A 26,975-nucleotide genomic window follows, 5' to 3' on the forward strand; every position below is an offset into this window, starting at 1 on the left:
TTGGAATCGATCAAATGTATTGGATGCGGGATTGCGATCCAGACGACAGATAAAACAGCAGAAGGCTTTGCACCGCCTTCCTCTTTAGAGAAGGAAGATGTCATTTGTCAGCGCTGTTTCAAATTACGAAACTATAATGAATTGCAGCCGGTGTCCTTATCGGGAGATGACTTTTTAGCGATCTTGAACGGTATTGGTGAAAAAGACGGACTGATTGTCAAAGTGGTCGACATCTTCGATTTTAACGGCAGCTGGATCAATGGGCTGCATCGTTTCGTCGGCAAGAAAGACATTTTATTGATTGGCAATAAATCCGATATACTGCCGAAGTCGATCAATTCGAAACGTGTGACCAACTGGATGAAAGCCGAAGCGGCAAAATTAGGATTGAAACCGATCGATGTCCTGCTTGTATCTGCAGTGAAAGGTACAGGGATGTCGGAAGCGCTCGACGCCATCGAGACCTACCGTAAAGGCAAGGACGTCTACGTCGTGGGCTGTACGAATGTCGGGAAGTCCACATTCATCAACCGCATTATAAAAGATGCGACAGGCGTACAGGATGTCATAACAACGTCCTACTTCCCGGGTACAACACTTGATGTTGTGGAGATTCCGTTGGATGACGGCAAGTCCTTAATGGATACACCAGGCATTATTAACGATCATCAAATAGCACATGACCTGGACGCCAAAGACTTGAAACTCATCACACCTAAAAAAGAGTTGAAGCCGAAAGTTTATCAGTTAAATGCTGAGCAAACTTTATTCATTGGTGGTTTGGCTCGCTTTGATTTTATCGCAGGAGATCGTTCGTCATTCAATATCTACGTAGCGAACGGTCTGCCGCTGCATCGGACAAAATTAGAAAATGCGGATGAGCTCTATCTCAATCATTTGGGGGACATGCTGTCTCCGCCGAGTGCGGCTTCACTTGAGAAACTGCCGCCACTCGTTCGTCATGAATTTTCAATTAAAGAAGCGAAGACGGATGTCGTTATTTCAGGTCTTGGCTGGATTACGATTCAGCATGCGGATGTACAGGTAGCTGTGCATGCACCTAAAGGCGTGAATGTGATTATACGACCTTCATTGATTTGAGGTCCGCAAATAGCTTATGAGACGGAAGGGGATAGCAATGAAGAAATGGTATGCTGTTTTAGGCGACCCGATCGCTCAATCGATGTCACCGACGATGCATGATCAGTGGTTTGGACAGAGCAATCTGAATGCAACCTATGTGCCGATCCATGTAGAGCCGCAAAATCTTGAGCAGGCGATTCAAAGCTTACGTACGCTCGGCTGCAGTGGATGGAATGTCACGGTGCCGCATAAGCAGGCGATCCTTCCGTTCCTAGATGAAGTGGACGATTCAGCAAAACTCATGGACGCAGTCAACACGGTCTATCAAACAAATGACGGGAAACTGATTGGTACCAACACGGACGGTGCAGGCTTTGTGAGATCGTTGGAAGAGTTTGCGGGAGACGACGGTGTAGATGCACCTGTGCTGATCATAGGAGCTGGAGGTGCGGCGAGAGGAATCGCATTTGCACTGCAATCTGCTGGCTACGGTCCTCTCTATTTTGCAAATCGGACAGCTTCCAAGGCGGCAGAACTGGCTGCACAAATGCGGAATGCGTACGTTTTCTCGATAGAGGAAGCGGAACAACGGCTAGGCAAATTTGGTCTCGTCGTCCAGACGACTTCTGTCGGGATGAATTTTGCGCAGGAAGGTATGCCGTTAAATCCTAAAAACATAGCAAGAGATGCAATAGTGGCGGATATTATTTACAATCCGCTGGAAACAGAATTTCTACAGGCGGCAGAACAAGCAGGCGCGCGTATTATGAATGGTGTCGGGATGTTTGTACACCAAGGTGCACTCGCTTTTGAAAAATGGACAGGCGTCTATCCCGATACGAAAAAAATGATTGAAACGATTACAATGAAAGTTGGCGGGTAAACATGTTAACAGGTAAACAAAAAAGATTTTTGCGCAGTGAAGCACATCATTTGCAACCATTATTCCAAATTGGGAAAAGTGGTTTGACAGAAGCGATACTGGCGCAAATTGATGAAGCGCTGGAAGCACGTGAACTATTGAAAGTCAGCGTCCTTCAAAATTGTGAGGAGGACAAGAACGAAATAGCAGAACGAATTGGCGCGTTCAAAGGAATCGAAGTAGTGCAAGTCATTGGTAATATCATCGTCTTGTACAGAGAATCGAAAGAGAAGAAACGCATACTACTACCATAAGGAGAGTCGGATGAAACGAATCGGCATTTTAGGTGGAACATTCAACCCGCCTCATACAGGGCATTTGTTGATTGCAAACGAAGTACGGTATGCAGGTGATCTAGACGAAGTGTGGCTGATGCCGACTGCGGTTCCACCCCATAAAACTGCGGCTGGAGACGCTACAGCGGAGCAACGTTTGCACATGGTAAAATTGGCAGTGGATGAGATAGAAGGATTGCGTGCTTCGTCTTTTGAGATTGAGCGCGGCGGTGTATCTTACACATACGATACGATGTCGCAATTGATCCAAGATGAACCGCAACATGAATTTTATTTCATCATCGGTGGCGATATGATCGATCAGTTGCCGACGTGGTACAAAATTGACGAGCTGCTGCAAATCATCAAGTTTATCGGCGTGAAGCGTCCTGGCGCCGTGAGTGCATCTGATTTTCCGGTCCAAATGGTGGAGACGCCACAGCTTGATTTATCTTCCACTTTGATCCGCCAACGCTTTTTAGAGGGAGGAACAGTTCAATTGCTGCTCCCTCCTGCTGTCGAGGCATACATTCGAGAGGAGAGATTATATGGATCTTCAACAAGTTCGAAATGATCTGAAGCAGCGTTTACCGCAAGAACGCTATGAACATGTCCTGCGTGTAACTGCGACTGCTGTGGAGTTAGCCAAAGAGGTAGGCGTGTCGGTAGAAAAAGCAGAAATCGCCGGACTATTCCATGATTACGCTAAGTTCATGGATAAAGAGGAATTACATGATTTATTGAAACAAGATCAAGAGTATGATTTGTATTCACAATATCATGCCGAGTTATGGCATGCGCCAGTAGGAGCATTGCTTGCAAAAGAGCGATATGGAGTAGAAGATGAGGACGTTCTTCAAGCGATTCGTTTTCATACGACAGGTCGGGCAGGAATGTCACCTTTAGAGAAAGTCATCTATATTGCAGATTTAATCGAACCGGGCAGGAAGTTTCCTGGGATCGAAGACTTACGGAAACGCATCAACGGTCAATTATTAGAAGATCAAATGACGGAGTGTATTCAACATACACTTAAATTTTTAGTTCATCAGTACGCAGTCATTTTCCCTTATTCATTTGATTGCTATAATGAACATGTACGCAGAAGAAAGGAACAGTGAAATATGCCAACTTTATTGGAATTAGCTTATCAAGCAGTAGATAGTAAAAAAGCAGAGGATATTGTCGTGTTGAATATGGAGGGCATTTCATTAATAGCCGACCAATTCATCATTTGCCACGCAAACTCTGAGCGACAAGTACAAGCGATCGCGCGCGAAGTCGTAGATCAGGCAGCAAAAGAAGGTTTTACTGTCAAGCGGATGGAAGGATTTGATTCTGGACGCTGGATATTGGTCGACTTATTGGATGTAGTTGTACACGTATTCCACAAAGAAGAACGCGGCTTCTATAATCTAGAAAAACTTTGGGGAGACGCGCCGTTATTAAACGTGGCAAATGAACAATGAGTTCTTCCTATCAAGAGTTCGCTCATATTTATGACGAATTAATGAATGATATCCCATATGACGCCTACATCGATTTGCTCGATTTGGCGTCTACTGGCGTTGTGGGGAAAAAAGTTTTGGATATTGGCTGCGGTACGGGTTTGTTGTCCGCGATGCTATCAAAAAAGGGTGCGAGTGTCACTGGTGTCGATCTATCCGCAGATATGTTGGAAGTTGCTTCGAACCGTGCCAGGTCGCTTGGGCTCGATATTGAATTCATTCAGCAGCCAATGCAACAACTGGAAGTGGAAGGTACATACGATATTGCGGTCATTTCGATTGATTCGTTAAATTATGTCATCTCTCAAACTGATGTAAGAGAAACATTCCGCCGAATTTATAAAGCGCTTGGCAAGGATGGCGTCTTGCTGTTTGACGTTCATTCGATTTTCAAAATGGATGAAATCTTCTTGGAAGGGCCGTTTGTTTTTGATGATCAGCGCATCACATATATGTGGCAAACTGCTCCTGGTGACGAAGAGCATTCTATTTATTCGCAGCTTGCATTTTTTGTCAGACAGGAAAATGGATTGTTCAAACGATTTGACGAAGTACATATGCAGCGCACGTTCTCGGTTACCGAGTATGTTGGGATGCTCAATGATGCCGGCTTCCAGATCGAAAGGATTTTTGCAGATTGGGAAGATGAACCGCCGACGGATGAAAGTGAAAGAGTATTCTTTCAAGTGCGTAAATAACCCTTCCAAAGTTTGAGAAAATCGTTTATAGTTAAGGGGACTCCATACGGTGCTGAAAGAAAGGATGTTGAACTATCCGTTCATTCATTACCGAAAAATGGCGTAAATTGATCATTCCTATTGCAGCACTCGCTGTACTTTCCTTCGTTCTGTTCTTTCCCCGAGAACAAATGGATTCAGTATCCGTAGAACAAGGACAATCCCTTTTTGAAACGTTAGAAGTTGTTGAACCAATTGAAGAAGTCGTACCACCTGTTGAATTAGTGGCAGAAGCAGTGTCTGTTGCGATTTTGGTTGATGTTAAAGGTGCTGTGAAACATCCAGGTCTCTATTCTTTGCAAGAAGGAGATCGTTTGCTTGATGCTGTGCAAAAAGCAGGCGGTTATACGGAGGAAGCAGATACTCGTTTATTGAACCATGCACAGAAATTGTTGGACGAGTCAGTGGTCTATGTACCCGTTGCGGGAGAAGAACCGCCCGCCTATTCGCAGCCCGCGGCAACTGCGGTTTCCGCTACTGGCGGCACACAGACAGCACAGGTGAATATCAATACAGCCAATGAAACGGAATTTCAAACGCTGCCTGGCGTAGGTCCGTCAAAAGCGGCAGCAATCGTCCAATACAGAGAAGAGCATGGTGCTTTTAAGCAATTGGACGATTTGAAAAATGTCTCAGGAATTGGCGATAAAACATTTGAGAAATTAGAATCATCTATAACACTTAATTGATGGAGGCGACCGTATGGAGCGAATTACTTGGGACCAGTTCTTCATGGCGCAAAGTCATTTGCTGGCGATGCGCAGCACATGTACCAGGCTTTCAGTCGGGTCCATCTTGGTGCGCGATCAACGAATTATTGCAGGGGGTTACAACGGATCAATATCTGGCGGTGACCACTGTATTGAGCATGGATGCTATGTGGTAGATAATCATTGTGTACGGACGATCCACTCTGAGATGAATGCCTTGCTGCAATGTGCGAAATATGGCATACCAGTTGCGGGAGCATCGATCTATGTGACACATTTTCCTTGTTTGCAGTGCAGTAAGGCATTGATTCAAGCGGGGATTCAGCGTGTCAACTATGCAACGGATTATCGCAACAGCGAATATGCCTTGGAGCTATTTGAGCAAGCTGGAGTAGAAATTGAAAAAGTTTCGTTTGATGAACGTTCGATCGACTTCGCGAGTGAAGATAAGTTTGCTTTGTTCAGTGAAATGCTGACAAAAATGCAAGCGCTTGGCGCCGACGATGAAGAATTGGATGCCCTTTCGCAAAGGGTGAATCATTTATTTGGCAACTGATCCGATCGATACGATGGATGTATATAGCGATCCTTATAGCGATTTCTGCATTTGCAGCTGAGCTCTCAGGGTCGCTTTTATTACTGAATTTATTATTCCTCATTCCATTCCTCTTTTTGCGCAGAGATTTTCTGCATCTCTTTCTTTGCACTGCAACTGTATTTCTTTCATTTTATTATTTCTCCCATAAGACATCATCTCTTCCAGACCACTCTTCAACTGTTATTTTTCAATGGAAAGATCAAGCGAAAATAGATGGCGGCAAAGTAAAAGGTTTCGCACGTTTGGTAGATGGCACGGTTGTGTATCTGATGTATCCATTTGAGTCAGAACATGAGAAGGAACGTTTCCAGTCGATAAATTTGGCGGCTTACCAATTTACTGCCGTGGTGCAGCAAAAAGATTCGGAACCAGCGGCGCATCCGTATGCGTTTGACATGCAGCGCTATTTACGAATGAATGGGGCTGCAGGTATTCTAGAAGTGACAGAACTTCAATCAGGAGAACGTTTGTCCACTGTCCGCTCAAGATTATCCTATTATCGACATGATATAAAAAAGCATATTGAGATGAATTTTCCACAGTCACTCGTTACAGAAGCGGAAGCTTTGCTGATAGGCGATCGTTCAGGTATGACGGAAGCGTTGCAAAAAGAATATCGGACACTCGGGATCACACATTTATTTGCCATTTCAGGGCTGCATGTAGGATTGCTGACTTTTTTCATTCGGGAAATTTTGCTGCGCCTTGGTTTTCGCAAGGAATGGGTGACGTATTGTCTGTTGATCTTTCTTCCTATCTATGCGTGTATTGCGGGTGGGGCTCCTTCGGTATGGCGTGCAGTGACAGTGACGATGATTCTCTTGCTCGCTGCATCGGGAAGGCTGAAGCTGCGCCTCGATGATGCGCTTGCATTGAGTGCGATGGGTTTTGTTTGGTTGCATCCGTTTATCGTCTTTCAGCCAGGTTTCCAACTTTCTTATTTAGCCGCATTTTCGCTGCTCTATTCATCTAAGATTCTCACAAATGCAAAAAACAGCCTGCATGTCTCGTTTTTAGTGACGGTCATCACGCAAGTGGCATTATATCCTGTGCTCTTATACCATTTTTTCGAACTGTCGATTTCTTCGTTTGTGGCCAATTTACTTTATGTACCGCTGTATTCTGTCGTCATTCTGCCTGCAAATCTCGTTCTGCTTGCTTGCAGCTACTTGTTACCTCCTTTGTCAAACACACTCTTCATTGTGTATGAACCATTTCGCCAATGGATTGGAAGTATGACGTCTTGGTTCGCTTCATTGCCTTATCAGGTCTGGACTCCCGGGCAACCGGACGGAATCGGTGCAGCTTTGGCCGTGGTAGGTATTTTACTGTTTTTGGTCTGTCTTGAAAGGAAGAAATCGATTGTTTTTGGCGTGATTTGCTTGCTCATGCCAGCGGTTTATTTAGAATTCAAGCCGATATTGCATACAGATGTTATTGTTTCGTACGTAGATGTCGGGCAAGGGGACAGCACGATCATTGAAATGCCTTTTCGGAAAGCAGTTTATGTAATCGACACAGGGGGAGTGATTCATTTTGGCGAGAAGAATTGGAAGACGCCTGAACAGTCATTCGAAGTCGGCAGGAACATTGTCGTTGCGTATCTGAAGGCGAAAGGCATCACGACGATCGATAAGTTGATCATTACACATGCAGACCTCGATCATATGGAAGGAGCGGATGAAGTTTTAGAAGAACTGCGGGTACGGAAAATTCATATTCCGCCCGGGAGCGAGCGAGAGAAAACGATGGATGAAGTGCTGCGATTGGCGAAGCAGAAAAATGTCCCGGTTCAGTTGGTTGGTGAAGGGGCGCATTGGAAACTCGGGACTTATCATTTTCAATACCTTGCACCTGAAGAAAGAGAATATGATGGGAATGATAGCTCGTTAGTGATGATGATGGCAACAGAAGACTTGTCATTTATCTTTCCTGGAGACTTAGAGTCGGATGGAGAGCAGCGATTTTTGCGCAGATATCCAACAACGGATTTTGGGCGAGTAGTTTTAAAAGCCGGGCATCACGGCAGCAAAACATCGAGTACTGAGCCGTTCATTCGTTTCTTAGAACCGGAATTCGTCGTAATTTCTGCAGGTAGAAATAGCCGTTACGGACATCCGCATGCCGAAGTAGTTGAGCGGTTTGATGAACATGGAATTCCATATTGGTCAACAGCGGAGAGAGGTACAATCGAAATTCGAGTGAAAGGTCAGTCATACAGTGTTTCTTCCAGTCGATAGAATCCTAAAAATGCAAATAGACACAGCCGCCAAGAGACGGTTGTGTCTATTTTATCCAATATTGATTAGCGGGCGACGATATCGATGATCGTAGCAACAACAAAAATTGCAGAAAAACCGATAAACGATACTATAAAGCCGATGCCTGAATCAATCGCGTCATTCCGTTTTGATTGGACATCATGTTCAAATTCATTCATTGCTACACCTCCTAATTCCATACTAAGTATAGAGGAAAGTGAATGAAAAATCCATAAAAATTGCAGTTTAATGGCGGTTCATTGACGGATGACACAATTTGTTCAAAGACTGTATGGCTTTTATCCGTAGTATTTATCCTTTTCAGCAGTTTCTCGATGGTTCGGTGTCATCGGTTCATGTTTTGGCTGTAAGTGACCCAGTTCAGTCAGCTCGTTTGAAATTTCTTCTCTTTCATTCGTTTTAGCTGGTGCACGATGGTCTGTTTTCTTTCGTTTGTTTTCTGTCATCAATAAAACCTCCTTTTGAAGTTAGTATGGAGAACGTATTGATTTTAATGTATAGTGGACAAAGGTTTTTGCGTAAAGCTTTTTACGTTATACTAAAAGATAGTTGTCAATCGAGGTGAAGAACATGGTCACAAAAATATGGAATGAGATTGAAAAAGGTAAGATCCAGTCCGTTTATCTGTTAACCGGGACGGAACAGCATTTGATTGATGAAACAGTGAAAAGGTTAATCCGTGCGGTGCCGGGAATGACTTCTTCTGAAGTGAATCGTTTTGACCTGGAAGAGCTTCCGATTCAGGCGGTGCTCGAAGTAGCGGATGAACTGCCTTTTTTAGTCGAACATAAATTAATTGTTGCGAAGAACTGTTCATTTTTGAAAGCTACCGATAACTCGAAAGAGAAACAACCGCATCAACTGGAATTATTGGAAAAGTGGTTGGAGAATCCATCTCCTACTGCGACGGTCGTCTTTGTGGCGCCTTATGAAAAGCTCGATGCGCGCAAAAAAATCACTAAGAAGATTAAGAAGCATGCCGTTGTAGTGGAAGCGGAGACGCTGCAAGGTCAGGATCTAACCACTTGGATTATGCAGCAAGGAACAGACAAAGGAATTAAAATTGATAAAAAAGAAGCTGCTTTTCTACTTGAAATGGCGGGTACAGATTTGCTGACGTTATCGACGGAAGTGGAGAAATTGGCCGCATACTTGTCTTTTGATGGGATCGTGACGATTGAAATGATCGAACAACTGGTGGCGCGGACTCCTGAAATGGATGTATTTCGTCTGACTGACTCGTTTGTAAATGGCAGAAAATCGGAATCACTATCGGTTTATCACGACTTGCTTCGTAACGGAGAAGAGCCTATTATGCTGGCGTCATTGATTGCAAGCCAAGTCCGTCTAATGATTCATATAGTGAATTTGCGTAAAAAAGGCTATCAGCAACAGCAAATTGCTACTACGCTTCACGTTCATCCGTATCGGGTCAAACTGATGATGCAGAGAAATCTGCCTACTTTGCAGATCCTTTTAAAGGCATTGGATGATTTAGCGACAATCGATCTTCAATTGAAGACGACAAGCGGCAATCGGCAGAGAAGATTGGAATTGTTTTTACTGAACGGATTATAATAAAGAAAAAAAGACTGCCCACATAGGCAGTCTTTTAACAGTTCATTATTGAGCTTTTTTAGTTAAGCGTGATTTTTGACGAGCAGCAGTGTTTTTATGGATAAGACCTTTACGGGCAGCAGTATCCACTTTTTTCACAGCGTCTTTCAAAAGCGCTTGTGCGTTCTCTTCGTTATTAATTAGAGCAGCGTCCGCTTTACGGATTGCTGTACGCATAGCAGCTTTGACATGAGAGTTTTGCTCATTAGCAGCGCTACTTTGTTTCACGCGTTTAATTGCACCTTTAATGTTTGGCATTTCATTCACCTCCAGCTTTCAGGTAAGGCAAGAGTGTTTCCACAATCATCCGGACATCTCTTTACAACAAGCATAATTTTAACAAAGCTTCTGTTAGATTGCAAGAAAAAAAGGTAAAGCTTATTGGCTTTACAGCAATTACTTTTAGAATAAACGTCCGGATTTTGCACAAGCTTCAAGTAAAGAGGTGAAGACAATGGACAAGATCAATTACTATCGGACCGATTTGATCGATGAGAGTGATGAATTTGTCAAGCATCAATCGGATCGTGAAGAAAATAAACTAAAGAAAATATCAGGCATTAAAGTAGAAGAACAAGTGATCGGAAGGATAAAATCCACCACCGTAAAAGTTACTGCTGAAGGGCAAGAAGAGATTGGGAAAGCAAAAGGCACATACGTTACGCTGACCATTCCAACGCTCGCTGTCCATGAAACGGATGAATTACAAAAGCTCTGCAAACTGGTTGTAGAAAAAATGGACGCTTTGATCAAGGAAAAAGTGCTAGGAAAAGTCGGGAAGCTGTTATTTGTCGGATTAGGCAATCCGGATATCACCCCTGACGCAGTAGGACCAATCACGATGGATTCTGTGAAGGAAATCATTCCGGACTATTATGAAGCGGATGATAGTGGTGTAATAGTTTATGCACCGGGTGTTACGATTCAGACGGGACTCGAAACAGCTTCTTTTGTCAAAGCGATTGTGGACGAAGGGAAACCTGATGTCTTAATTGTCGTGGATGCGCTGGCTGCTAGGAGCAGTTCACGTCTATGCCGTACGATTCAGTTGACAGATACCGGCATCCATCCGGGCTCTGGAGTAGGAAATAGCAGGAAAGAGCTTTCGGAACAAAGTCTTGGGATCCCTGTCATTGCGATCGGTGTCCCGACTGTTGTGGATGGTCCGGTGCTCGTAGCGGACGCAATTGATACAATGTTCGGTTATATTGCTGCGAAAATCGAGGAGGAAGGCATGCCGTCGTCTAAGCTTGCGACTGGTCGTTTTCCACAGCGGTCGACGAAAGATGCAGACCGTACTTCATTGGCACCTATATTTGGAGATTGGTCTTCTTGGACGCATGATGAGCGTATTCAATTATTTGAAGAAGTACTTACGAGTCAAGAACTGTCTACATTTATTTCGCCAAAAGAAATTGACTCGTGGGTAGCGCAATATGCCTCTGCCCTGTCGTCTTCTTTGATGGACTGGGTCCATAAAGTAAAAGCCTAGTCCAGTCATGGTCCTTTTTTCTTCTGCATAGAGTGGAAGATGGAGGGATCATAATGAAAAAAACTTTAAAAATCTGGATGAGCATCATTTTTCTATTGTTCATCTTCCCTGTAGTTCTGCAGTTCCTACCCAAACAGTCCAATATTCCATCCACCCTCTCTTTGAAGGAGCCCAGCATGATTGTCTACGCATCCAATGTGCTAGAGGAAGACATTCAGCCGAAAGCAGAAGGCAATGTCCTCATTTATTCTACCCATTCTCATGAAGCGTACGAACCTATTACTAAAGCGGTCGATGGAAAAGTGGCAGCCTCTCATCATTCAGAAAATATTGTAAAAGTAGGCGGCAAACTGAAAGATAACCTACTTGTCAATGGAGTGACGGCCGAACAGCTGGATATCGATATTGTGAAAATTATGCAACAAAAGAAAATTCCCTATCACCGCTCTTATGCGGCCATCCGTCCCTATGTTGAGGAAAAAGTGAAGAGTAAATCATACGACTTGGTTATTGATCTGCATCGAGATTCTTTAGGACCTTCAAAGACGACAATTACACATAACAACCAACGATATGCAAAGGTCGCGTTTGTTGTCGGAAGGGATCATCCGTTTTTCGAAAAAAACTTAACTAAGGCAAAACAATTAAAAAGTGAAATGGATAAGCGAGTACCCGGAATTACAAGGGAGATTATTGTTAAAGGCGGCCGTGGAGTAGATGGCAAATACAATCAGGATTTGGACACGAGCATGATCTTGGTCGAGCTTGGCGGTGTGGGAAATAACGAAGCAGAGCTAAATCAGACAGTTTCGATTATTGGAGAATCCGTATCTGCTTTACTGACTGTGCAATAATCTTTCAAATATTGAAGTCTGCACGGTTCACTGCTATAATTCAATTAGTCTAAATAGGTTCGTAAACGTAGGAGTGAACAGGGATGAATCAAGAACAAAGATTGGCACGTCAAAAGAATATACGAAATTTTTCTATTATCGCCCATATCGACCACGGGAAATCGACGCTGGCTGATCGGATTTTGGAGAAAACAGAAACAGTAAGCTCACGAAAAATGAAATCACAAACATTGGATTCCATGGACTTGGAACGTGAGCGCGGCATCACGATTAAATTGAATGCCGTCCAATTGACATACAACGCTAAAGATGGAGAAGAATATACCTTTCATCTAATTGACACACCAGGACACGTCGACTTTACCTATGAGGTATCGAGAAGTTTGGCTGCCTGTGAAGGTGCAATCCTAGTAGTGGACTCCGCTCAAGGAATCGAAGCTCAGACATTGGCAAACGTCTATCTGGCACTCGACAATGACTTGGAAATTTTACCCGTTATTAATAAAATCGATCTTCCGGCTGCTGATCCAGAGCGTGTCAAACAAGAGATTGAAGATGTTATCGGACTCGATGCGTCTGAAGCAGTTCTTGCATCAGCAAAAGCTGGTATCGGTATCGAAGAGATCCTTGAGCAAATCGTCGAAAAAGTACCTGCACCACAAGGAGATCCTGATGCTCCATTGAAAGCGCTAATCTTTGACTCTCACTATGATCAATATAAAGGCGTCATCGTCAATATCCGGATTGTTGAAGGAAGAGTAAAGCCTGGCGATAAAATTCGGATGATGGCGACAGGGAAAGAATTTGAAGTCATTGAGACGGGTGTCTTTACGCCCACCATTTCCCCACGAGAAGAATTAACAGTTGGAGACGTCGGGTTTTTATCGGCGTCCATTAAAAATGTAGGGGATACACGCGTAGGGGACACGGTCACAATTGTTGACAATCCTGCAAGTGAGCCGTTGCCAGGTTATCGTCGGATGAATCCGATGGTTTTCTGCGGTCTTTATCCAATTGACACATCAAAATACAATGATTTACGTGAGGCTCTTGAAAAACTGGAGCTTAATGACTCTGCCCTCGAATATGAAGCGGAGACTTCACAAGCACTTGGATTCGGTTACCGCTGTGGTTTCCTAGGTTTACTACATATGGAAATCATCCAGGAACGGATCGAGCGCGAATTTAAAATCGACTTGATCACGACGGCACCAAGTGTTATCTATAAAGTCAATTTGACAGATGGTTCTTCCATTAATGTAGATAACCCATCCATGATGCCGAGCGCACAAAAAGTCGACTTCGTAGAAGAGCCGTACGTCAAAGCTTCCATTATGGTGCCGAATGATTATGTAGGAGCTGTAATGGAATTATGCCAGCACAAGCGCGGCGACTTCATTACGATGGATTATATGGACAGCACCCGTGTCAATGTGATTTATGAGCTTCCATTGGCTGAGATTGTTTATGACTTTTTTGATCAATTAAAATCGAGCACGAAAGGTTATGCATCTCTTGACTACGAGCTAATCGGCTATAAACGTTCGAAACTCGTGAAAATGGATATCCTGTTGAATGGCGAACAAGTCGATGCTTTGAGTTTTATCGTCCATAATGATTTCAGTTATGAACGCGGCAAAGCAATCGTAGAAAAGTTGAAGTCCTTAATTCCAAGACAGCAATTTGAAGTGCCGGTACAGGCAGCGATTGGTCAAAAGATCGTTGCACGTTCGACAATCAAATCAATGGGTAAGAACGTCTTAGCTAAGTGTTACGGTGGAGATATTTCACGTAAACGTAAACTTCTTGAGAAACAAAAAGAAGGTAAGAAGAAGATGAAGCAAGTGGGCTCTGTAGAAGTTCCGCAAGAAGCATTCATGGCGGTACTGAAGATGGATGAGGATTAACTAGCGTAGGTATGCGATTTGTATATTGTGTGGGTTGTTAATATAAATGATTTGCCACCGTGTTGCCATCATATAAAAAATACGGTGGCAGTGCAAAATAGTGAAAACTGTGTTTCATTTTAAAGCTTGCATGAATTGTTCAAAGATATCAATCGTTTCAGTTTGCATCTTTTGCGTTAAGTGTGAATAGGTGCCGATGGTAATGGCTGATCTACTATGACCGAGTCTTGCTTGGATAACTTTCACCTTTGCACTATTTTCCATGAGTATTGTTACATGGGTATGACGCAGTGTATGGAAGTTGAAATCAATACTTGGAGTATCTTGCATCTCCCGGGTATTATATTTAATGACACTAGCGTGATAATGCTACCACATTTTTTCACTCAGACATGTTTGATTTTGTATAATGGGCACCGTACTTGAGCTGATTTTTCTGAATCCAAGTGCGGTGTTTTTTTAATGTCTGGACGATTGTAGTGCTCAATGAAATCTGACGTTCAGATGATATCGCCTTAGTTGTGTCGAATACCCACTGACTGTTTTCATTGATCATAGCTTGCTCTACATGTAATGACCTCTCGCTAACTCGATATGTCCCCGCAAGCCCACACTTCACTCACCTGCAAACCTGTATGCAGTCCAATATGGAAAGGAAAGTATAGCGGATGATCTTCTTTCAACTGCTCGCTAATCTTCTTTAAGTCCTCTATCGGTAAAATCTTTAATTCCTTCTCAAAACGCTTTCTTTCGTCATAAGATGGATTATTCTTTGTTTAAGCCCCATGGATGCACAGCGCGTCGTAGTGCGTGGTTAACGACATTTCCAAAGATACTCAATGACTTTTTGGCATAACTTTCTCTATATAAATCATTCGCAAATTGTTGCAAGATAGCGTGAGTCAAAGACCGCAACCGAAACCGGAACTTTCCAATTGCCGACTTAATTTGAAAACGAATAGCCTTTTCAAAGTTCAGCTGCGTATTATCCTTATGATTCACTTCTGTGTATCCTTTGAACCAGTAATCCATAAAGTCTGCAACGGCCATTGTAGTTGGCTCGAAATACATACCCGTGTTTTCATATTCTGTTATTGCTTGTCTCGATGCTCGCTCTGTTTCTTTCTTGTCAGGCACTACCACGCGTTCTATCCTTTACCGTTTGCCATCCGCCATGCCCAAGTCAAAATAATAGAAACAGTTTTTACCTCTATTACATAGTCACCCATGCATGTTTTCCGCTTCCTTAAAATTATTCAAATAAACAAATGATTAAAATTTCATCCCCGCTTTCAATATTTGTAGGAACAGCAATACAAAGTGTTGGACGGGCGTGTCGGTTCACTGGAAGACACCATGCGGATTGATGGTTCACCAGGACAAAAGATTAACCGTAAAGGGAAACGAAAGGTCATGGAATGTTTACGCTGAAATCTCATGACAAACAGACCGCAAAGCGCGGTCTACACTCACCATTTGGTGTAATTACAGTCTCAGCAAGTAGGGCTATTAATAAACATAGTAAATTTTGGACAACAGGAGAAGAGCATGAGCAAAAATTCGATTTATGAAATCAACAACATGCGGGAGCAGTTGCCGTTAGAGGTGTTTCAAGACATACACCTACACATAGATGATTGGCGTGCTAGCGGCGGCAATCATAATGATCAGTATGTTTGGCAACAGTTGAGATATGCGGAAAATATAGTGGGGAGGAATCAGGATGAACAGTGAAGAGTTTTATATGAGGAGGACATACATGAATGTACACCCAAGTCTCTTAAAAAACGTCGTAGTTGTGCACGAGGAAACTACATCGAAACGTCAAGAGTAAGAGTTTCCTTCAAATAGTGAAACGATCATAACCGATAGGGACATGTTGTTGGTACAGATTGACCATGCGTTGGATTTGTGGGGACGCAGATCGTTTTATGCAGCTGACCAATGCGTTAAAAGGAACGAAGGTATTGGTATGACAACTGAAACGAATGCGGCACGGTTGCAGGAGGTAGTGCGTTAGGTCGAATCGATACGGAAACTATTGTTAAATGACTTGAGATGGCTCATCCAGCAAGCAGAACGAGCGCAGGATGTGGAAATGCTAAATGAATCCCTGTCGGAAGAATCAAGAGGAAACTGTCAAGCGGCTTTAAATTATAAACGGGAAAACGCCTGTCTGCGGGAATTGGTAAAGATATTGAAACTACTTGCTACACATTGCGACGCTGATGGAAGAACGATACAACCTTACGAAATCATTGATGTAATAAATGAGTTTATGGCAGATGAAATAAGTGGTCAGCGTTAGGTATGAGCCATTCTACGTATTGTTAGAGGATGCGACAGTCAAGTGGAAGTGGAAAGTGAGCGAGCTGTTCCGTTTCCGGCAGATGTGGAATGCTGGCGCTGATAACAGTGAGCCGGCGAAGGAATTTAAGACGAATAAGCGCAGCATTGCGCTCGTTGTGATGGATCAGGCAGAGCGGGGCAAATTGAGCAGCGGCGGTTTGGGTTGTTTGGAAACTAAAAATCGGGGAGTGATTGGAATGGAAAATGTAAATGTGTATCAATTAGAAGTGCAAGCCGTTTATTGCATTATCGATGGAGTATTAAGACATAAAAAAGACAGGATTTCTCCCATCATGGCTGACATTAGTATAACACACAAGGAGGGGTCCTTTGGGTGTTATTCAAGAAGATGTATACGTTAAGAGAGCAGGCAAGTTTGTAAAAGTGAAAAACGCGGTTTATCGAGTGATGGATAAGTTCATAGATGAGTCGGACAAGCCGGGAGAGGGATTCGGGAAGCAAATCTTCAACTGGCAGGATGATAAGCCGTTGTTTTATGAAGTTAGTTATACAAAAAGATTAAAATCAGTCCCTCGAATAGGGACTGACCTCACTTAATTATTCATGTCTTGTATACCAGGGCTGTGCTCATTAGGCATGTCAGGCATAAGTGGGACCGGGAAGCCAGCTGGTGGAGGGGTTACGTTAAGTTCTTCCTTATTTCTACTAGGAGACTGGCCTTGGAAAACTTCACCGATTCTAGTCGGGTCTAATCTGAAATTGAATTGTGCATTATGATAACCTAATTCAACATATTTTCTACATTCAGGATATTTATTAATATCGTAATTCGGGACTGGGAAAAGCTTGCCCCATTCAACGCCTAGAGTTTCCAACGCTTTAGCGAATGCATTTTGATGTGCATTATCTCTGACAATAAGAAACGCTAAAGTTTCACGGAAAGTTTTATTGGAGCTCATTTCATAAATTCGAGTTTTTTGTAAGACACCAGTTGATTCCAATACTAGGTTATCAAGCAAATCACCAATCAAATTGCCGTGGCTATAAACCCAAGAACCGTTCCAAGGATTTCCTGCGGCGTCAACGGGAAGAGAAGCTTGAGCGCCCATGATGAAATGATGAGGATTTGCGTGTCTTACCGCATCTTCTAGTGGTGCATGATCTCTTCCGCTATTACCTGGTAAATCGGTATCACCAGAGCCATTTAGTAATTGATTGATTGTATTTTGCACAAGCTCAACATGAGCGATTTCTTCCAAAAATACACCGCGGAGTAAATCTCGATATTGTGTGTCTTTTCCGCGGAAATTAGAACTTTGAAAGAAGTACTGCATCATGGTTCTCATTTCTCCATAATGACCTCCTAGAATTTCCTGCAGTACCTTCGCAGCTGCAGGGTCTGGTTGATCGGGAGGAGTGATAGGGTTAATCAATTCTTCTTTGTAGTAATACAAATTTAGCACCTCATTTATTGTTTGTAATACTCAGTATCAGACAAAATGAAAAAAATATTCTTATTTTATAAAAGTCTACTGGAAAAACCGGGGACAACATTTGATTGCAGCATGGCGCTGCGTCATTTGTTGTCCTCTTTTTTATTTCGCAAAAAGGGAGTGAGGTCATATGAAGTGCTGTTTCATTTAAAGAAATACCTGTCCTTTTCATAAAGCTATGTACATCAAGCTTGAATTGAAAAGAGTAAACTTCCTTACTTTTCTTTCTAAATACTCCTTTAACACCATACTTCTCGTAAGACTTCCCCCAATTTCTAATTTGTATATCAACCTTCACGCCATATTTTCTGGCTAATGTCTTATATCTAGAATTACCATCAAGATATTCATGAATAATTATCCTCTTATAATCATTACTATACTTAGCCATAATAAAACACCCCAAAAGTTAGGTTTTGAAACTCTAACTTTCGGGGTGTACATCATATCCTTAATTGGACGGACCGCTTTTTTCCAATAATAGAGGCATCTTTATTGTTTAAAGCCGTCTTTATAAAAAGGAATAAAAGTAGTTAATTACTTTTTAATTATGTTGAGATGTTAATGTGCATCAGGGAATACTCGTTTCATTGCTTCTGAAAACTCATCAAAGAATCCTTCTACTGGCTCTCCCGCTCTAACTTTTTCCCTATAATCGGTCATTCTTTCGACGAAATCTGGATTAAGGGAAACGTAGACATTCTCGATAGCAGAATTAGAAGATCGGACTTTTTCTGCAACTTTATCCTCCAGCTCTTTTGTCGCTTCTTCCACTGCCTTATCCTTTAAGACAACAGCAACATAAGCGTTATGATCAGTAACCAGTACAGTGGCATTATCCACCTCTGTCAGTTCAGTGATTTTGTCTGCAGCTTCATCAGCAGTCTCTACCTTGGTCTCGTTAGTACTAGGGGAAGTAGCATCTTCGTCAACGGTATCATTTGATGTTTCATTCGTAGTAGTATTTTTTTCAACGGGAGTTGTGTTATCCTTTTTTGTTCCGCAACCCATCACGACCAGTGCAACCAAAAGAACAATCATTAAAAAACTTGTTTTTTTCATTTACTTTCCTCCTTATAGCGTATTCACATCTAGTGTGTCCATATAGAAGATTTTTAATGTGTCTAATACCAATAAAAATCGTGACCCTTTAATAAGAGTCATGAAATCACTGCATGGATGCTTGAATAGATTTTTCCTCCTATTGCCATCCAGCCAAGCGAACAGCGAAAATTTCACTAAGCGACCCTAAGTAACTTTGTGTTAAAACAAACCTTGACAAACACGCATGGCTAAAACGTTTGTATAGTATCTCGCGATGCTGTATGATACAGTTTGTTAAGTCTAATCAGCAAGTAGCATTCATGGCGGTTCTGAAGATGGATGAAGATGAACTACGACTTTAAAGAGAGGGCAGAAGCGCCCTCTTTTTGACGTTTACATATTGAATTAAGATAGAAGGAAGTGACCGCATGCGGGGTGTGTATATCCATATACCGTTTTGCCAGCAAATTTGCCATTACTGTGATTTCAATAAAGTTTTCTTAAAGAATCAGCCTGTCGATCAATATATTGAATCGATCGGAAAAGAGTTTCAATTGATGAAGGAGGCAGGTCATTCATTTGAACAAGTGGAAACGGTCTTTTTAGGCGGGGGAACACCGACTGCCCTTTCTGTTCTGCAACTCGATCGATTGTTGACAATAGTCGGGCAGTACATTGATGTCCCGTCGTTGCGCGAATTTACGACAGAAGCAAATCCGGATGATCTATCCGAAGCACAACTCTTCATTTTAAAGGAGAAAGGGGTCAATCGTTTATCGATTGGCGTCCAGTCGTTTAATGAACGCTTATTAAAGCAAATCGGTCGAACGCATTCTGTTGAGGATGTGGAACGCGTGATTACTACTGCCCGATCCATTGGTTTCGAAAACATCAGCTTAGATTTAATGTATGGCTTGCCGAACCAAACAGTTTCAGAGTGGCAAGAAACGCTTGACCGGGCCCTAGCTCTCGACTTACCGCATTACTCTGCTTATTCCTTAATCGTCGAACCGAAAACTGTATTCTACAACCGAATGATCAAAGGAAAGTTGCCGTTGCCTGGAGTAGATACCGAAACAGAAATGTTTGAAATGGTCATTGACCTGATGAATGCAGCAAATAGACAACAGTACGAGATCAGTAATTTTGCCATTCCGGGCTATCCTTCGTTTCATAACTTGATTTATTGGGAAAACTCTCACTATGCAGGTATTGGTGCAGGCGCACATGGCTATTTAGGGACGAAACGTTATGCCAACGTAGGTCCGCTAAAACATTATATCGACCATTTGGAAGAGGGGATATTACCTCTTAAAGAAGTACATGAAGTTACAGCAGGCGAATCGATGGAAGAAGAAATGTTTTTAGGTCTGCGAAAAATCGAAGGTGTTTCCATGGAGCATTTCGCACGGAAATACGGGCGACCGATTCAAGAAGTATTCGGACAATCCATTGAAAAGTTGCAGCAGCAAGGCTTACTGCAAATGAAAGAGGATCGTCTCTGTCTGACGAAAAAAGGTGTCTTTCAAGGAAATACGGTATTTGAACAATTTTTACTTGAAGAGTGAGCTTGATTCATTGACAGGTAAAATGTAATTTGATAAATTATGAGTAGTATTAGCACTCGAAGTTAATGAGTGCTAACAGGAGTGATGATCATGTTGACAAACAGACAATTGCTCATACTACAATTGACGGTGAAAGATTTCATCGAGTCTGCTCAACCCGTAGGCTCTAGGCAACTGTCAAAGAAACCGGAGGCGCCGTTTAGTTCGGCCACTATCCGGAACGACATGGCGGACCTCGAGGATTTGGGGTTTCTTGAAAAGACTCACACTTCATCCGGAAGAGTGCCTTCTGAAAAAGGGTATCGATTCTTTGTGGATCATTTATTGCAGCCGCAAACTCTAGGCTTGGAAGACAGTCTGCAGCTGCGAACACTGTTTCAGGAAAAAGTAGGGGAATCTGAAGAGCTAATACGTAAGTCTGCAACGATTTTATCGGAGCTGACGAATTACACTTCGATTCTGCTGGGACCTGATACTTCGACGCACGCCGTCAAAAAGTTTTCAATTGTTCCTTTGGATCAAAAGAAGGCAGTCGCCATTATCGTTACAGATAATGGTCATGTGGAAAATCGGATCTTTGATGTTCCAGAAGGATTGACTGCTTCAGAAATTGAAAAGACGGTCAATATTTTAAATGAACGCCTAATAGGCACCTCGCTTGTACAGCTGCAGCAAAAGTTGTTACAGGAAGCAAAGCATGTTTTTGAACAACATATTCATCATGCCGAGAAACTCTTCAGCTCGCTGCAGCAAGCGGTTGCGGTAGAACCCGAAGAACGTCTTTATTTCGGTGGGAAAATGAATATGTGGAAGCAACCGGAATTCCATGACTTTCAAAAAATGAAGTCCTTCTTTGAGCTGATTGAAAAAGGCAATCCTGCCATGGCTATTTTTCAGAAGAACGAACAAGGGATTCAAGTTCGAATCGGTTCTGAGAACAAAGTGATCGACATGGAAGATTACAGTGTTATCACATCCACATACTCTGCAGGTGAGAATATGGAAGGTTCCATTGCAATTATCGGTCCGAAACGAATGGATTATGGAAGAGTGATCACGCTGCTCGATATTTTAAGCAGTGATTTATCTTCTGCACTTCATAGATTGACGATCGGACAAGACGCAGATAGGAGGCAAGACACGTGACTGAAAAAGAAGAACTCAATGAAAATGAACAACTTGAGAATGGTTCTGAAGAAGAACAAGATGCAGAACATACGACAGATCAGCCAGAAGAACAAGCTGAAGAAGTCACTGAAGAAGACGAACTAAAGAAAAAAATAGATGAATTGACAAAAGCCCTTGAGGAAGAAGAGGGTAAGAAATTGCGTGTATTGGCAGATATGGAAAACGTAAAAAGACGAGCTTCCCTCGACTATCAAGCGTTGCAGACCTATCGTGCACAAAATGTGATGGTCAATATTTTGCCTGTATTGGATAATTTCGAACGCGCTCTATCTGTTGAGGCAACAGAAACAGAAAGTCAGTCGATTTTGACGGGCATGGATATGGTCTACCGCTCATTGGTCGAAGCATTGAAATCCGAAGGTCTGGAAGAAATCGAAGCAATTGATCAGGAGTTTGATCCGAATTTCCATCAAGCAGTTATGACAGGAAATGATGAAGAGAAAGCTTCCGGCATTGTTTTGGAAGAACTTCAAAAAGGGTATAAGCTGAAAGAACGTGTGCTGCGTCCATCCATGGTCAAAGTAAACGAATAAAAACAGACAAAACTAACTTGCGAATAATTAGGAGGCAAATTGAACATGAGTAAAATTATTGGTATTGACTTAGGTACAACAAACTCAGTAGTAGCGGTATATGAAGGCGGAGAAGCGAAAGTTATCCCAAATCCTGAAGGTAACCGTACAACTCCTTCAGTCGTAGCATTCAAAAATGGAGAGCGCCAAGTAGGGGAAGTTGCAAAGCGCCAATCCATCACGAATCCGAATACGATCATGTCCGTGAAAAGACATATGGGAACGGACTTCAAAGTAAAAGTAGAAGATAATGAATATACACCTCAAGAAGTTTCAGCTATGATCCTTCAATATATGAAAGGTTATGCGGAAGACTATCTAGGTGAAAAAGTAACGAAAGCGGTAATTACCGTACCGGCTTACTTTAACGATGCACAGCGTCAAGCTACGAAAGATGCAGGCACAATCGCTGGTCTTGAAGTAGAACGTATCATCAACGAGCCGACAGCAGCGGCACTTGCATACGGTATGGATCAGACGGATGAAGACCAAACGATCCTTGTGTACGACTTAGGTGGCGGTACATTTGACGTTTCTATCCTAGAACTTGGTGACGGTGTATTCCAAGTACGTTCTACAGCGGGTGACAATAAGCTCGGCGGTGACGACTTCGACGACATCATCATCGATTATCTTGTACAAGAATTCCGTAAAGAAAATGCAATCGATCTATCAAAAGATAAAATGGCAATGCAGCGCTTGAAAGATGCAGCTGAGAAAGCGAAGAAAGATTTGTCGGGTGTAACTTCCACTCAGATTTCCTTGCCGTTCATCACTGCTGGAGAGGCTGGTCCACTTCACTTAGAAATCACGTTAACACGTGCTAAGTTCGATGAGTTGACAGCAGATTTAGTAGAGCGTTCAATGGTGCCGACTCGTCAGGCGCTTAAAGATGCTGAACTGTCTCCGTCTGAAATCGATCGTGTTATCCTAGTTGGTGGTTCTACTCGAATTCCAGCTGTACAAGAAGCGATCAAAAAAGCGACTGGGAAAGAGCCGTTTAAAGGCGTTAACCCGGATGAAGTCGTTGCAATGGGTGCAGCAGTTCAAGGTTCGATCTTGACAGGAGACGTAAAAGATGTTGTATTGCTTGACGTTACACCTCTTTCTCTAGGTATCGAAACAATGGGCTCGGTCTTCACGAAATTGATTGAGCGTAACACTACGATCCCGACTAGTAAGTCACAAGTGTTCTCCACTGCAGCGGATAATCAGCCAGCAGTAGACATTCATGTATTGCAAGGTGAGCGTCCAATGGCAACTGACAATAAAACGTTAGGTCGTTTCCAATTGACGGATATTCCACCGGCACCACGCGGTGTACCGCAAATCGAAGTAACATTCGACATCGATAAAAACGGTATCGTTAACGTAAAAGCGAAAGATCTAGGAACACAGAAAGAACAAAACATTACGATCCAATCCTCTTCAGGTCTCTCTGATGAAGAAATCGATCAAATGGTAAAAGACGCAGAAGCACACGCTGAAGATGATAAGAAGCGTAAAGAAGAAGCAGATTTGCGCAACGAAGCAGATCAGCTAGTCTTCATGGCTGAAAAGACACTAAAAGATCTTGAAGGCAAAGTAGATGAAGCTGAAGTGAAAAGCGCAGAAGAAGCATTAGAAGAGTTGAAAACTGCAAATGAATCTGGAGATCTTGATCAGATCCGCGAGAAGAAAGAAAAACTCGACGAATTGGTACAAGCGCTTTCCGTCAAGCTTTATGAGCAAGCTGCAGCAGAAGCTCAAGCTGCTCAAGGTGATGGGCAACCAGGTGAAGCAGACGATAATGTAGTCGATGCAGATTTTGAAGAAGTAGACGATAAAGACACGAAATAATTGAATTGAAATAGATGTTGACGGAAAAGTCAAAGTCCGAAATTCCGGCTTTGACTTTTTCGTCTGTTATCATAACAAAAATCATTTCAACATGTTACAATGGACCACAGGTAAAATGCGATGAGGGGTGCAGTGAATGAGTAAACGAGATTATTACGACGTGTTGGGGGTCTCTAAGTCCGCCACAAAGGAAGAGATCCGCAAAGCGTATCGGAAGCTTTCCAAACAATACCATCCAGACTTGAACAAAGAAGCGGATGCTGAAGTGAAATTTAAGGAAGTAACGGAAGCATTTGAAGTGCTAAGCGATGAAAACAAACGTGCCAGCTATGACCAATATGGTCATGAAGGTCCGAGCCAAGGATTTGGCGGTTTTGGCGGCGGCGGTGCTGAAGGCTTCGGTTTCGAAGATATTTTCAGTACATTTTTTGGCGGCAGTGCGAGAAGAAGAGATCCAAACGCTCCTCAAAAAGGAAATGACCTTCAATATACGATGACAGTGGATTTCATGGATGCCATCTTCGGCAAAAAGACTGAAATCGAAATTCCACGTGAAGAAGTGTGTGACACATGCGACGGAACAGGTGCCAAAAAAGGTACAAGTGTCAAAACATGTACAGAATGTAATGGTTCCGGCGAAATTTCAGTGGCGCAAAATACTCCGTTTGGCCAAGTAGTGAACCGCAGAACATGCTCCACTTGTCAAGGAACAGGAAAGATCATTCCTGAAAAATGTGAAACATGTCACGGTAAAGGCCGAGTCACTAAAAAGAAGATTATTGAAGTTTCAATTCCGGCAGGAGTGGACCAAGGCCAGCGTTTACGCGTAGGAGGTCAAGGTGAGGCAGGAATTAACGGAGGACCTCCAGGAGATTTATATATCGTCTTTAACGTCCGTCCACACAAACGTTTTATCCGTGAGGAAGACGATATTATCCTAGAATTGTCCTTAACATTCCCGCAAGCTTCACTCGGCGATGAACTCGAAGTTCCAACCGTACATGGGAAAGTAAAGTTGAAAATCCCGGCTGGTACTCAAAACGGCACGACTTTCCGTTTGCGCGGTAAAGGGGTACCGAACGTACACGGACATGGAGTAGGGGATCAGCACGTCATCGTCAAAGTAATTACTCCGAAAAAGATGACAGAAAAACAAAAAGAGTTGCTGAGAGAATTTGCCTCAATTGAAGGCGAAACACCTGATGAATACTCCAGCTCATTCTTCGACAAAATCAAACGTACTTTCAAAGGCGAATGAAAGGATTGAAAAACTGTGAAATGGTCAGAAGTCTCCGTCCATACCACGCATGAAGCAACCGAAGCCGTGGCCAATATACTGCATGAAGCGGGAGCTAGTGGTGTCATCATAGAAGATTCCACAGAGCCGGATAAAGAACGGATAAACCAATACGGTGAACTCTATGCGCTGGATAAACAAGATTTTCCGGGTGAAGGTGTCATCATCAAAGCCTATTTGCCGGTTAATAGTTTCATCAATGAAACGGTTCAGGAATTAGAATTAGAAATCGAGGGGCTCCGTCAATTTTCTCTCGATCCAGGGCGCTTCACAATTGGAATTACAGAGGTCGACGAAGAAGATTGGGCAAACTCTTGGAAACAGTATTATCATCCGGTAAAAATCTCCAAGCGTTTTACAATTGTGCCTACTTGGGAAGACTATACACCGGTGGAAACGGATGAATTAATCATTGAACTTGATCCGGGGATGGCGTTTGGTACAGGAACTCATCCGACAACAGTTCTTTGCCTGCAGGCACTCGAGAAGTATTTGCTGCCTGATCAAAGTATTGTAGATGTCGGAACAGGCTCGGGCGTTCTGGCGATTGGTGCCGCTCTTCTCGGTGCGAAACATATTACTGCGCTGGATTTAGACGAAGTTGCTGTCCGGGCGGCGCAGGAAAATGTTTCATACAACCATGTGGATGATCGGATTACAGTTTTGGAAGCGAATTTGCTGGATGCGATAGAAGAGCCGCCTGACTTGATTATCGCGAATATACTTGCGGATGTCATCATGTCCTTTTCGAAAGATGCATTTAAGCTGATTAAGCCGGGCGGGCTATTCATCACATCTGGGATCATACTTCAGAAACGTGATGAAGTACGTGAAGATTTAATCGCGCAAGGTTTTGAAATTGTCGAGACAGTGCTCATGGAAGATTGGGTAGCAATTATTGCGCGCAAAGGGCGTGGATAATTTTGCAACGTTATTTTCTTGAAAAGCCTTTCGATGGAGAACAGCGGGTAGCGATCAGCGGAGACGATTATAAGCATATCGTTAAGGTTATGCGAATGACATCCGGCGAACAGTTACTGACAGTATATAACGGAGTCGTCTCATTGGCGTCTATTGAAGAGATTCTTGATGATGAAGTCATCGTATCTCAGCTAGAGGAACTCGATCAACACAATGAGATGCCTATACATGTCACGATCGCCTGCGGTCTTCCAAAAGGCGATAAACTGGACTTGATCACGCAAAAAGGGACGGAGCTCGGCATGAAGCGTCTAATTCCTTTGGCGGCTAGTCGATCAGTCGTCAAATGGGACCTTAGAAAAAGCGATAAGCGAGTGGAACGTCTCCAAAAGATTGCAAAAGAAGCGGCAGAGCAATGCCACCGTAATCACATACCCGAGATTCTCCCTGTCCAATCTATTAAGCAACTTGCAGAATATGCGGCTTCCTTTGACGTCAAGCTTTTCGCTGATGAAGAGGATGCAAAAAGCGAAGTGCCGCATAAGATTGCAGATCGTCTGAAAAACGTGTATCATAAACAATCGGTATTGGTTGTTTTTGGACCCGAAGGCGGCTTAGCCAGGGAAGAAGCGCATTTTTTGAAAGATGCGGGATTCCTTCCGATGGCACTCGGGCCTCGAATCTTACGGACGGAAACGGCCCCTTTATATTTATTGTCCGCTATGTCTTATGAATTTGAATGAAAGAGGTGAGCGACT

At 43.0% G+C, this 26,975-nt stretch carries 31 protein-coding genes; 24 read left to right on the forward strand and 7 right to left on the reverse strand.

Annotated elements, in window-relative coordinates; all coding sequences use genetic code 11:
- The 10 genes from yqeH (at position 1) to MKX97_RS07085 (ending at position 8,073) form a co-directional block, all read left to right on the forward strand.
- The gene (gene yqeH / locus MKX97_RS07040; protein ID WP_342537261.1) at positions 1-1,101 is read left to right on the forward strand and encodes a ribosome biogenesis GTPase YqeH; all 1,101 of its coding nucleotides are present in this window, start codon (positions 1-3) and stop codon (positions 1,099-1,101) included.
- Positions 1,102-1,138: 37 nt separating this feature from the next.
- On the forward strand, positions 1,139-1,966 hold the full coding sequence (aroE, locus tag MKX97_RS07045; protein ID WP_340758738.1) for a shikimate dehydrogenase: 828 nt from the start codon (positions 1,139-1,141) through the stop codon (positions 1,964-1,966).
- A 2-nt stretch (positions 1,967-1,968) separates the two neighbouring features.
- Positions 1,969-2,259 carry a ribosome assembly RNA-binding protein YhbY gene (gene yhbY, locus MKX97_RS07050; RefSeq protein WP_009496952.1) on the forward strand — a complete coding sequence of 97 codons (291 nt, stop codon included), beginning with the start codon at positions 1,969-1,971 and terminating at the stop codon, positions 2,257-2,259.
- Positions 2,260-2,269: 10 nt separating this feature from the next.
- Positions 2,270-2,854, forward strand: a complete 585-nt coding sequence (locus MKX97_RS07055; RefSeq protein WP_009496951.1) for a nicotinate-nucleotide adenylyltransferase — start codon at positions 2,270-2,272, stop codon at positions 2,852-2,854.
- Positions 2,829-3,401, forward strand: a complete 573-nt coding sequence (gene yqeK / locus MKX97_RS07060; RefSeq protein WP_342537262.1) for a bis(5'-nucleosyl)-tetraphosphatase (symmetrical) YqeK — start codon at positions 2,829-2,831, stop codon at positions 3,399-3,401. Before MKX97_RS07055 ends, yqeK begins: the two co-directional genes overlap by 26 nt.
- 3 nt (positions 3,402-3,404) lie before the next feature.
- Complete coding sequence (gene rsfS, locus MKX97_RS07065; protein WP_009496949.1) at positions 3,405-3,749, forward strand: ribosome silencing factor; 345 nt, start codon at positions 3,405-3,407, stop codon at positions 3,747-3,749.
- On the forward strand, positions 3,746-4,486 hold the full coding sequence (locus MKX97_RS07070) for a class I SAM-dependent methyltransferase (protein ID WP_078816523.1): 741 nt from the start codon (positions 3,746-3,748) through the stop codon (positions 4,484-4,486). Before rsfS ends, MKX97_RS07070 begins: the two co-directional genes overlap by 4 nt.
- Positions 4,487-4,593: 107 nt before the next feature.
- A complete protein-coding gene (locus MKX97_RS07075) occupies positions 4,594-5,214 on the forward strand; it encodes a helix-hairpin-helix domain-containing protein (protein ID WP_009496947.1) in 621 nt (206 codons plus the stop codon).
- 13 nt (positions 5,215-5,227) lie between these two features.
- Positions 5,228-5,791 carry a ComE operon protein 2 gene (locus tag MKX97_RS07080; RefSeq protein WP_221835044.1) on the forward strand — a complete coding sequence of 188 codons (564 nt, stop codon included), beginning with the start codon at positions 5,228-5,230 and terminating at the stop codon, positions 5,789-5,791.
- Positions 5,792-5,808: 17 nt separating this feature from the next.
- The gene (locus tag MKX97_RS07085) at positions 5,809-8,073 is read left to right on the forward strand and encodes a DNA internalization-related competence protein ComEC/Rec2 (RefSeq protein ID WP_342537264.1); all 2,265 of its coding nucleotides are present in this window, start codon (positions 5,809-5,811) and stop codon (positions 8,071-8,073) included.
- A gap of 65 nt (positions 8,074-8,138) precedes the next feature.
- Here MKX97_RS07085 and MKX97_RS07090 read toward each other — a convergent pair whose 3' ends face one another.
- Together MKX97_RS07090 and MKX97_RS07095 are read right to left on the reverse strand one after the other, a co-directional pair.
- Positions 8,139-8,273, reverse strand: coding sequence for a YqzM family protein (locus tag MKX97_RS07090; protein WP_040758137.1), 135 nt, complete (start codon positions 8,271-8,273; stop codon positions 8,139-8,141).
- A gap of 120 nt (positions 8,274-8,393) precedes the next feature.
- Positions 8,394-8,561 carry a hypothetical protein gene (locus MKX97_RS07095; protein WP_009496943.1) on the reverse strand — a complete coding sequence of 56 codons (168 nt, stop codon included), beginning with the start codon at positions 8,559-8,561 and terminating at the stop codon, positions 8,394-8,396.
- A 124-nt stretch (positions 8,562-8,685) separates the two neighbouring features.
- Between MKX97_RS07095 and holA the strand changes: the two genes are divergently transcribed.
- Positions 8,686-9,693, forward strand: coding sequence for a DNA polymerase III subunit delta (gene holA, locus MKX97_RS07100; RefSeq protein ID WP_009496942.1), 1,008 nt, complete (start codon positions 8,686-8,688; stop codon positions 9,691-9,693).
- Between the two features lie 45 nt (positions 9,694-9,738).
- Here the strand turns inward: holA and rpsT are convergent, their stop codons facing one another.
- Positions 9,739-9,990: a 30S ribosomal protein S20 gene (gene rpsT / locus MKX97_RS07105; protein WP_009496941.1), complete on the reverse strand. Its 252-nt coding sequence runs from the start codon at positions 9,988-9,990 to the stop codon at positions 9,739-9,741.
- A gap of 196 nt (positions 9,991-10,186) precedes the next feature.
- On the opposite strand from rpsT, the gene gpr reads away from it, so the two are divergent.
- The 3 genes from gpr to lepA all read left to right on the forward strand — a co-directional run bounded on the left by gpr (position 10,187) and on the right by lepA (position 13,985).
- Positions 10,187-11,224: a GPR endopeptidase gene (gene gpr, locus MKX97_RS07110; RefSeq protein WP_342537265.1), complete on the forward strand. Its 1,038-nt coding sequence runs from the start codon at positions 10,187-10,189 to the stop codon at positions 11,222-11,224.
- Positions 11,225-11,277: 53 nt separating this feature from the next.
- Entirely contained in the window at positions 11,278-12,078 is an 801-nt protein-coding gene (gene spoIIP, locus MKX97_RS07115) for a stage II sporulation protein P (protein WP_342537267.1), read from the forward strand.
- Between the two features lie 83 nt (positions 12,079-12,161).
- The gene (gene lepA, locus MKX97_RS07120) at positions 12,162-13,985 is read left to right on the forward strand and encodes a translation elongation factor 4 (protein WP_009496938.1); all 1,824 of its coding nucleotides are present in this window, start codon (positions 12,162-12,164) and stop codon (positions 13,983-13,985) included.
- A 765-nt stretch (positions 13,986-14,750) separates the two neighbouring features.
- Here the strand turns inward: lepA and MKX97_RS07125 are convergent.
- The gene (locus MKX97_RS07125) at positions 14,751-15,128 is read right to left on the reverse strand and encodes a hypothetical protein (RefSeq protein ID WP_342537268.1); all 378 of its coding nucleotides are present in this window, start codon (positions 15,126-15,128) and stop codon (positions 14,751-14,753) included.
- 405 nt (positions 15,129-15,533) lie between these two features.
- Between MKX97_RS07125 and MKX97_RS07130 the strand changes: the two genes are divergently transcribed.
- The 3 genes from MKX97_RS07130 to MKX97_RS07140 all read left to right on the forward strand — a co-directional run bounded on the left by MKX97_RS07130 (position 15,534) and on the right by MKX97_RS07140 (position 16,892).
- On the forward strand, positions 15,534-15,719 hold the full coding sequence (locus MKX97_RS07130) for a DUF6877 family protein (protein WP_342537269.1): 186 nt from the start codon (positions 15,534-15,536) through the stop codon (positions 15,717-15,719).
- A 560-nt stretch (positions 15,720-16,279) separates the two neighbouring features.
- Positions 16,280-16,696: a hypothetical protein gene (locus tag MKX97_RS07135; RefSeq protein WP_342537270.1), complete on the forward strand. Its 417-nt coding sequence runs from the start codon at positions 16,280-16,282 to the stop codon at positions 16,694-16,696.
- Positions 16,665-16,892 (forward strand): hypothetical protein, encoded by a 228-nt coding sequence (locus MKX97_RS07140; protein ID WP_009496931.1) that lies wholly within the window; start codon positions 16,665-16,667, stop codon positions 16,890-16,892. Before MKX97_RS07135 ends, MKX97_RS07140 begins: the two co-directional genes overlap by 32 nt.
- Here MKX97_RS07140 and MKX97_RS07145 read toward each other — a convergent pair.
- The 3 genes from MKX97_RS07145 to MKX97_RS07155 all read right to left on the reverse strand — a co-directional run bounded on the left by MKX97_RS07145 (position 16,889) and on the right by MKX97_RS07155 (position 18,850).
- Positions 16,889-17,749: a manganese catalase family protein gene (locus tag MKX97_RS07145; protein ID WP_342537271.1), complete on the reverse strand. Its 861-nt coding sequence runs from the start codon at positions 17,747-17,749 to the stop codon at positions 16,889-16,891. The genes MKX97_RS07140 and MKX97_RS07145 overlap by 4 nt on opposite strands.
- Positions 17,750-17,759: 10 nt before the next feature.
- On the reverse strand, positions 17,760-18,179 hold the full coding sequence (locus MKX97_RS07150) for a transposase (protein WP_342537272.1): 420 nt from the start codon (positions 18,177-18,179) through the stop codon (positions 17,760-17,762).
- A 170-nt stretch (positions 18,180-18,349) separates the two neighbouring features.
- Positions 18,350-18,850 (reverse strand): YhcN/YlaJ family sporulation lipoprotein, encoded by a 501-nt coding sequence (locus MKX97_RS07155; protein WP_009496925.1) that lies wholly within the window; start codon positions 18,848-18,850, stop codon positions 18,350-18,352.
- A gap of 410 nt (positions 18,851-19,260) precedes the next feature.
- Between MKX97_RS07155 and hemW the strand changes: the two genes are divergently transcribed.
- The 7 genes from hemW to MKX97_RS07190 all read left to right on the forward strand — a co-directional run bounded on the left by hemW (position 19,261) and on the right by MKX97_RS07190 (position 26,960).
- The gene (hemW, locus tag MKX97_RS07160) at positions 19,261-20,400 is read left to right on the forward strand and encodes a radical SAM family heme chaperone HemW (protein ID WP_340758747.1); all 1,140 of its coding nucleotides are present in this window, start codon (positions 19,261-19,263) and stop codon (positions 20,398-20,400) included.
- A gap of 90 nt (positions 20,401-20,490) precedes the next feature.
- Positions 20,491-21,546: a heat-inducible transcriptional repressor HrcA gene (gene hrcA, locus MKX97_RS07165; RefSeq protein ID WP_050804625.1), complete on the forward strand. Its 1,056-nt coding sequence runs from the start codon at positions 20,491-20,493 to the stop codon at positions 21,544-21,546.
- Positions 21,543-22,121, forward strand: coding sequence for a nucleotide exchange factor GrpE (gene grpE, locus MKX97_RS07170; protein WP_009496919.1), 579 nt, complete (start codon positions 21,543-21,545; stop codon positions 22,119-22,121). The genes hrcA and grpE overlap by 4 nt, the downstream gene beginning before the upstream one ends.
- A 45-nt stretch (positions 22,122-22,166) precedes the next feature.
- Positions 22,167-23,999, forward strand: coding sequence for a molecular chaperone DnaK (gene dnaK, locus MKX97_RS07175; protein WP_009496917.1), 1,833 nt, complete (start codon positions 22,167-22,169; stop codon positions 23,997-23,999).
- A gap of 136 nt (positions 24,000-24,135) precedes the next feature.
- Positions 24,136-25,257, forward strand: a complete 1,122-nt coding sequence (gene dnaJ / locus MKX97_RS07180) for a molecular chaperone DnaJ (RefSeq protein ID WP_009496915.1) — start codon at positions 24,136-24,138, stop codon at positions 25,255-25,257.
- 15 nt (positions 25,258-25,272) lie between these two features.
- A complete protein-coding gene (gene prmA, locus MKX97_RS07185; protein WP_009496913.1) occupies positions 25,273-26,217 on the forward strand; it encodes a 50S ribosomal protein L11 methyltransferase in 945 nt (314 codons plus the stop codon).
- 2 nt (positions 26,218-26,219) lie between these two features.
- A complete protein-coding gene (locus tag MKX97_RS07190; RefSeq protein ID WP_009496911.1) occupies positions 26,220-26,960 on the forward strand; it encodes a 16S rRNA (uracil(1498)-N(3))-methyltransferase in 741 nt (246 codons plus the stop codon).
- Positions 26,961-26,975 lie beyond the last annotated feature (15 nt).

The sequence above is a fragment of the Sporosarcina sp. FSL K6-3508 genome (assembly GCF_038615825.1).
Taxonomy (GTDB): Bacteria; Bacillota; Bacilli; order Bacillales_A; family Planococcaceae; genus Sporosarcina; species Sporosarcina newyorkensis.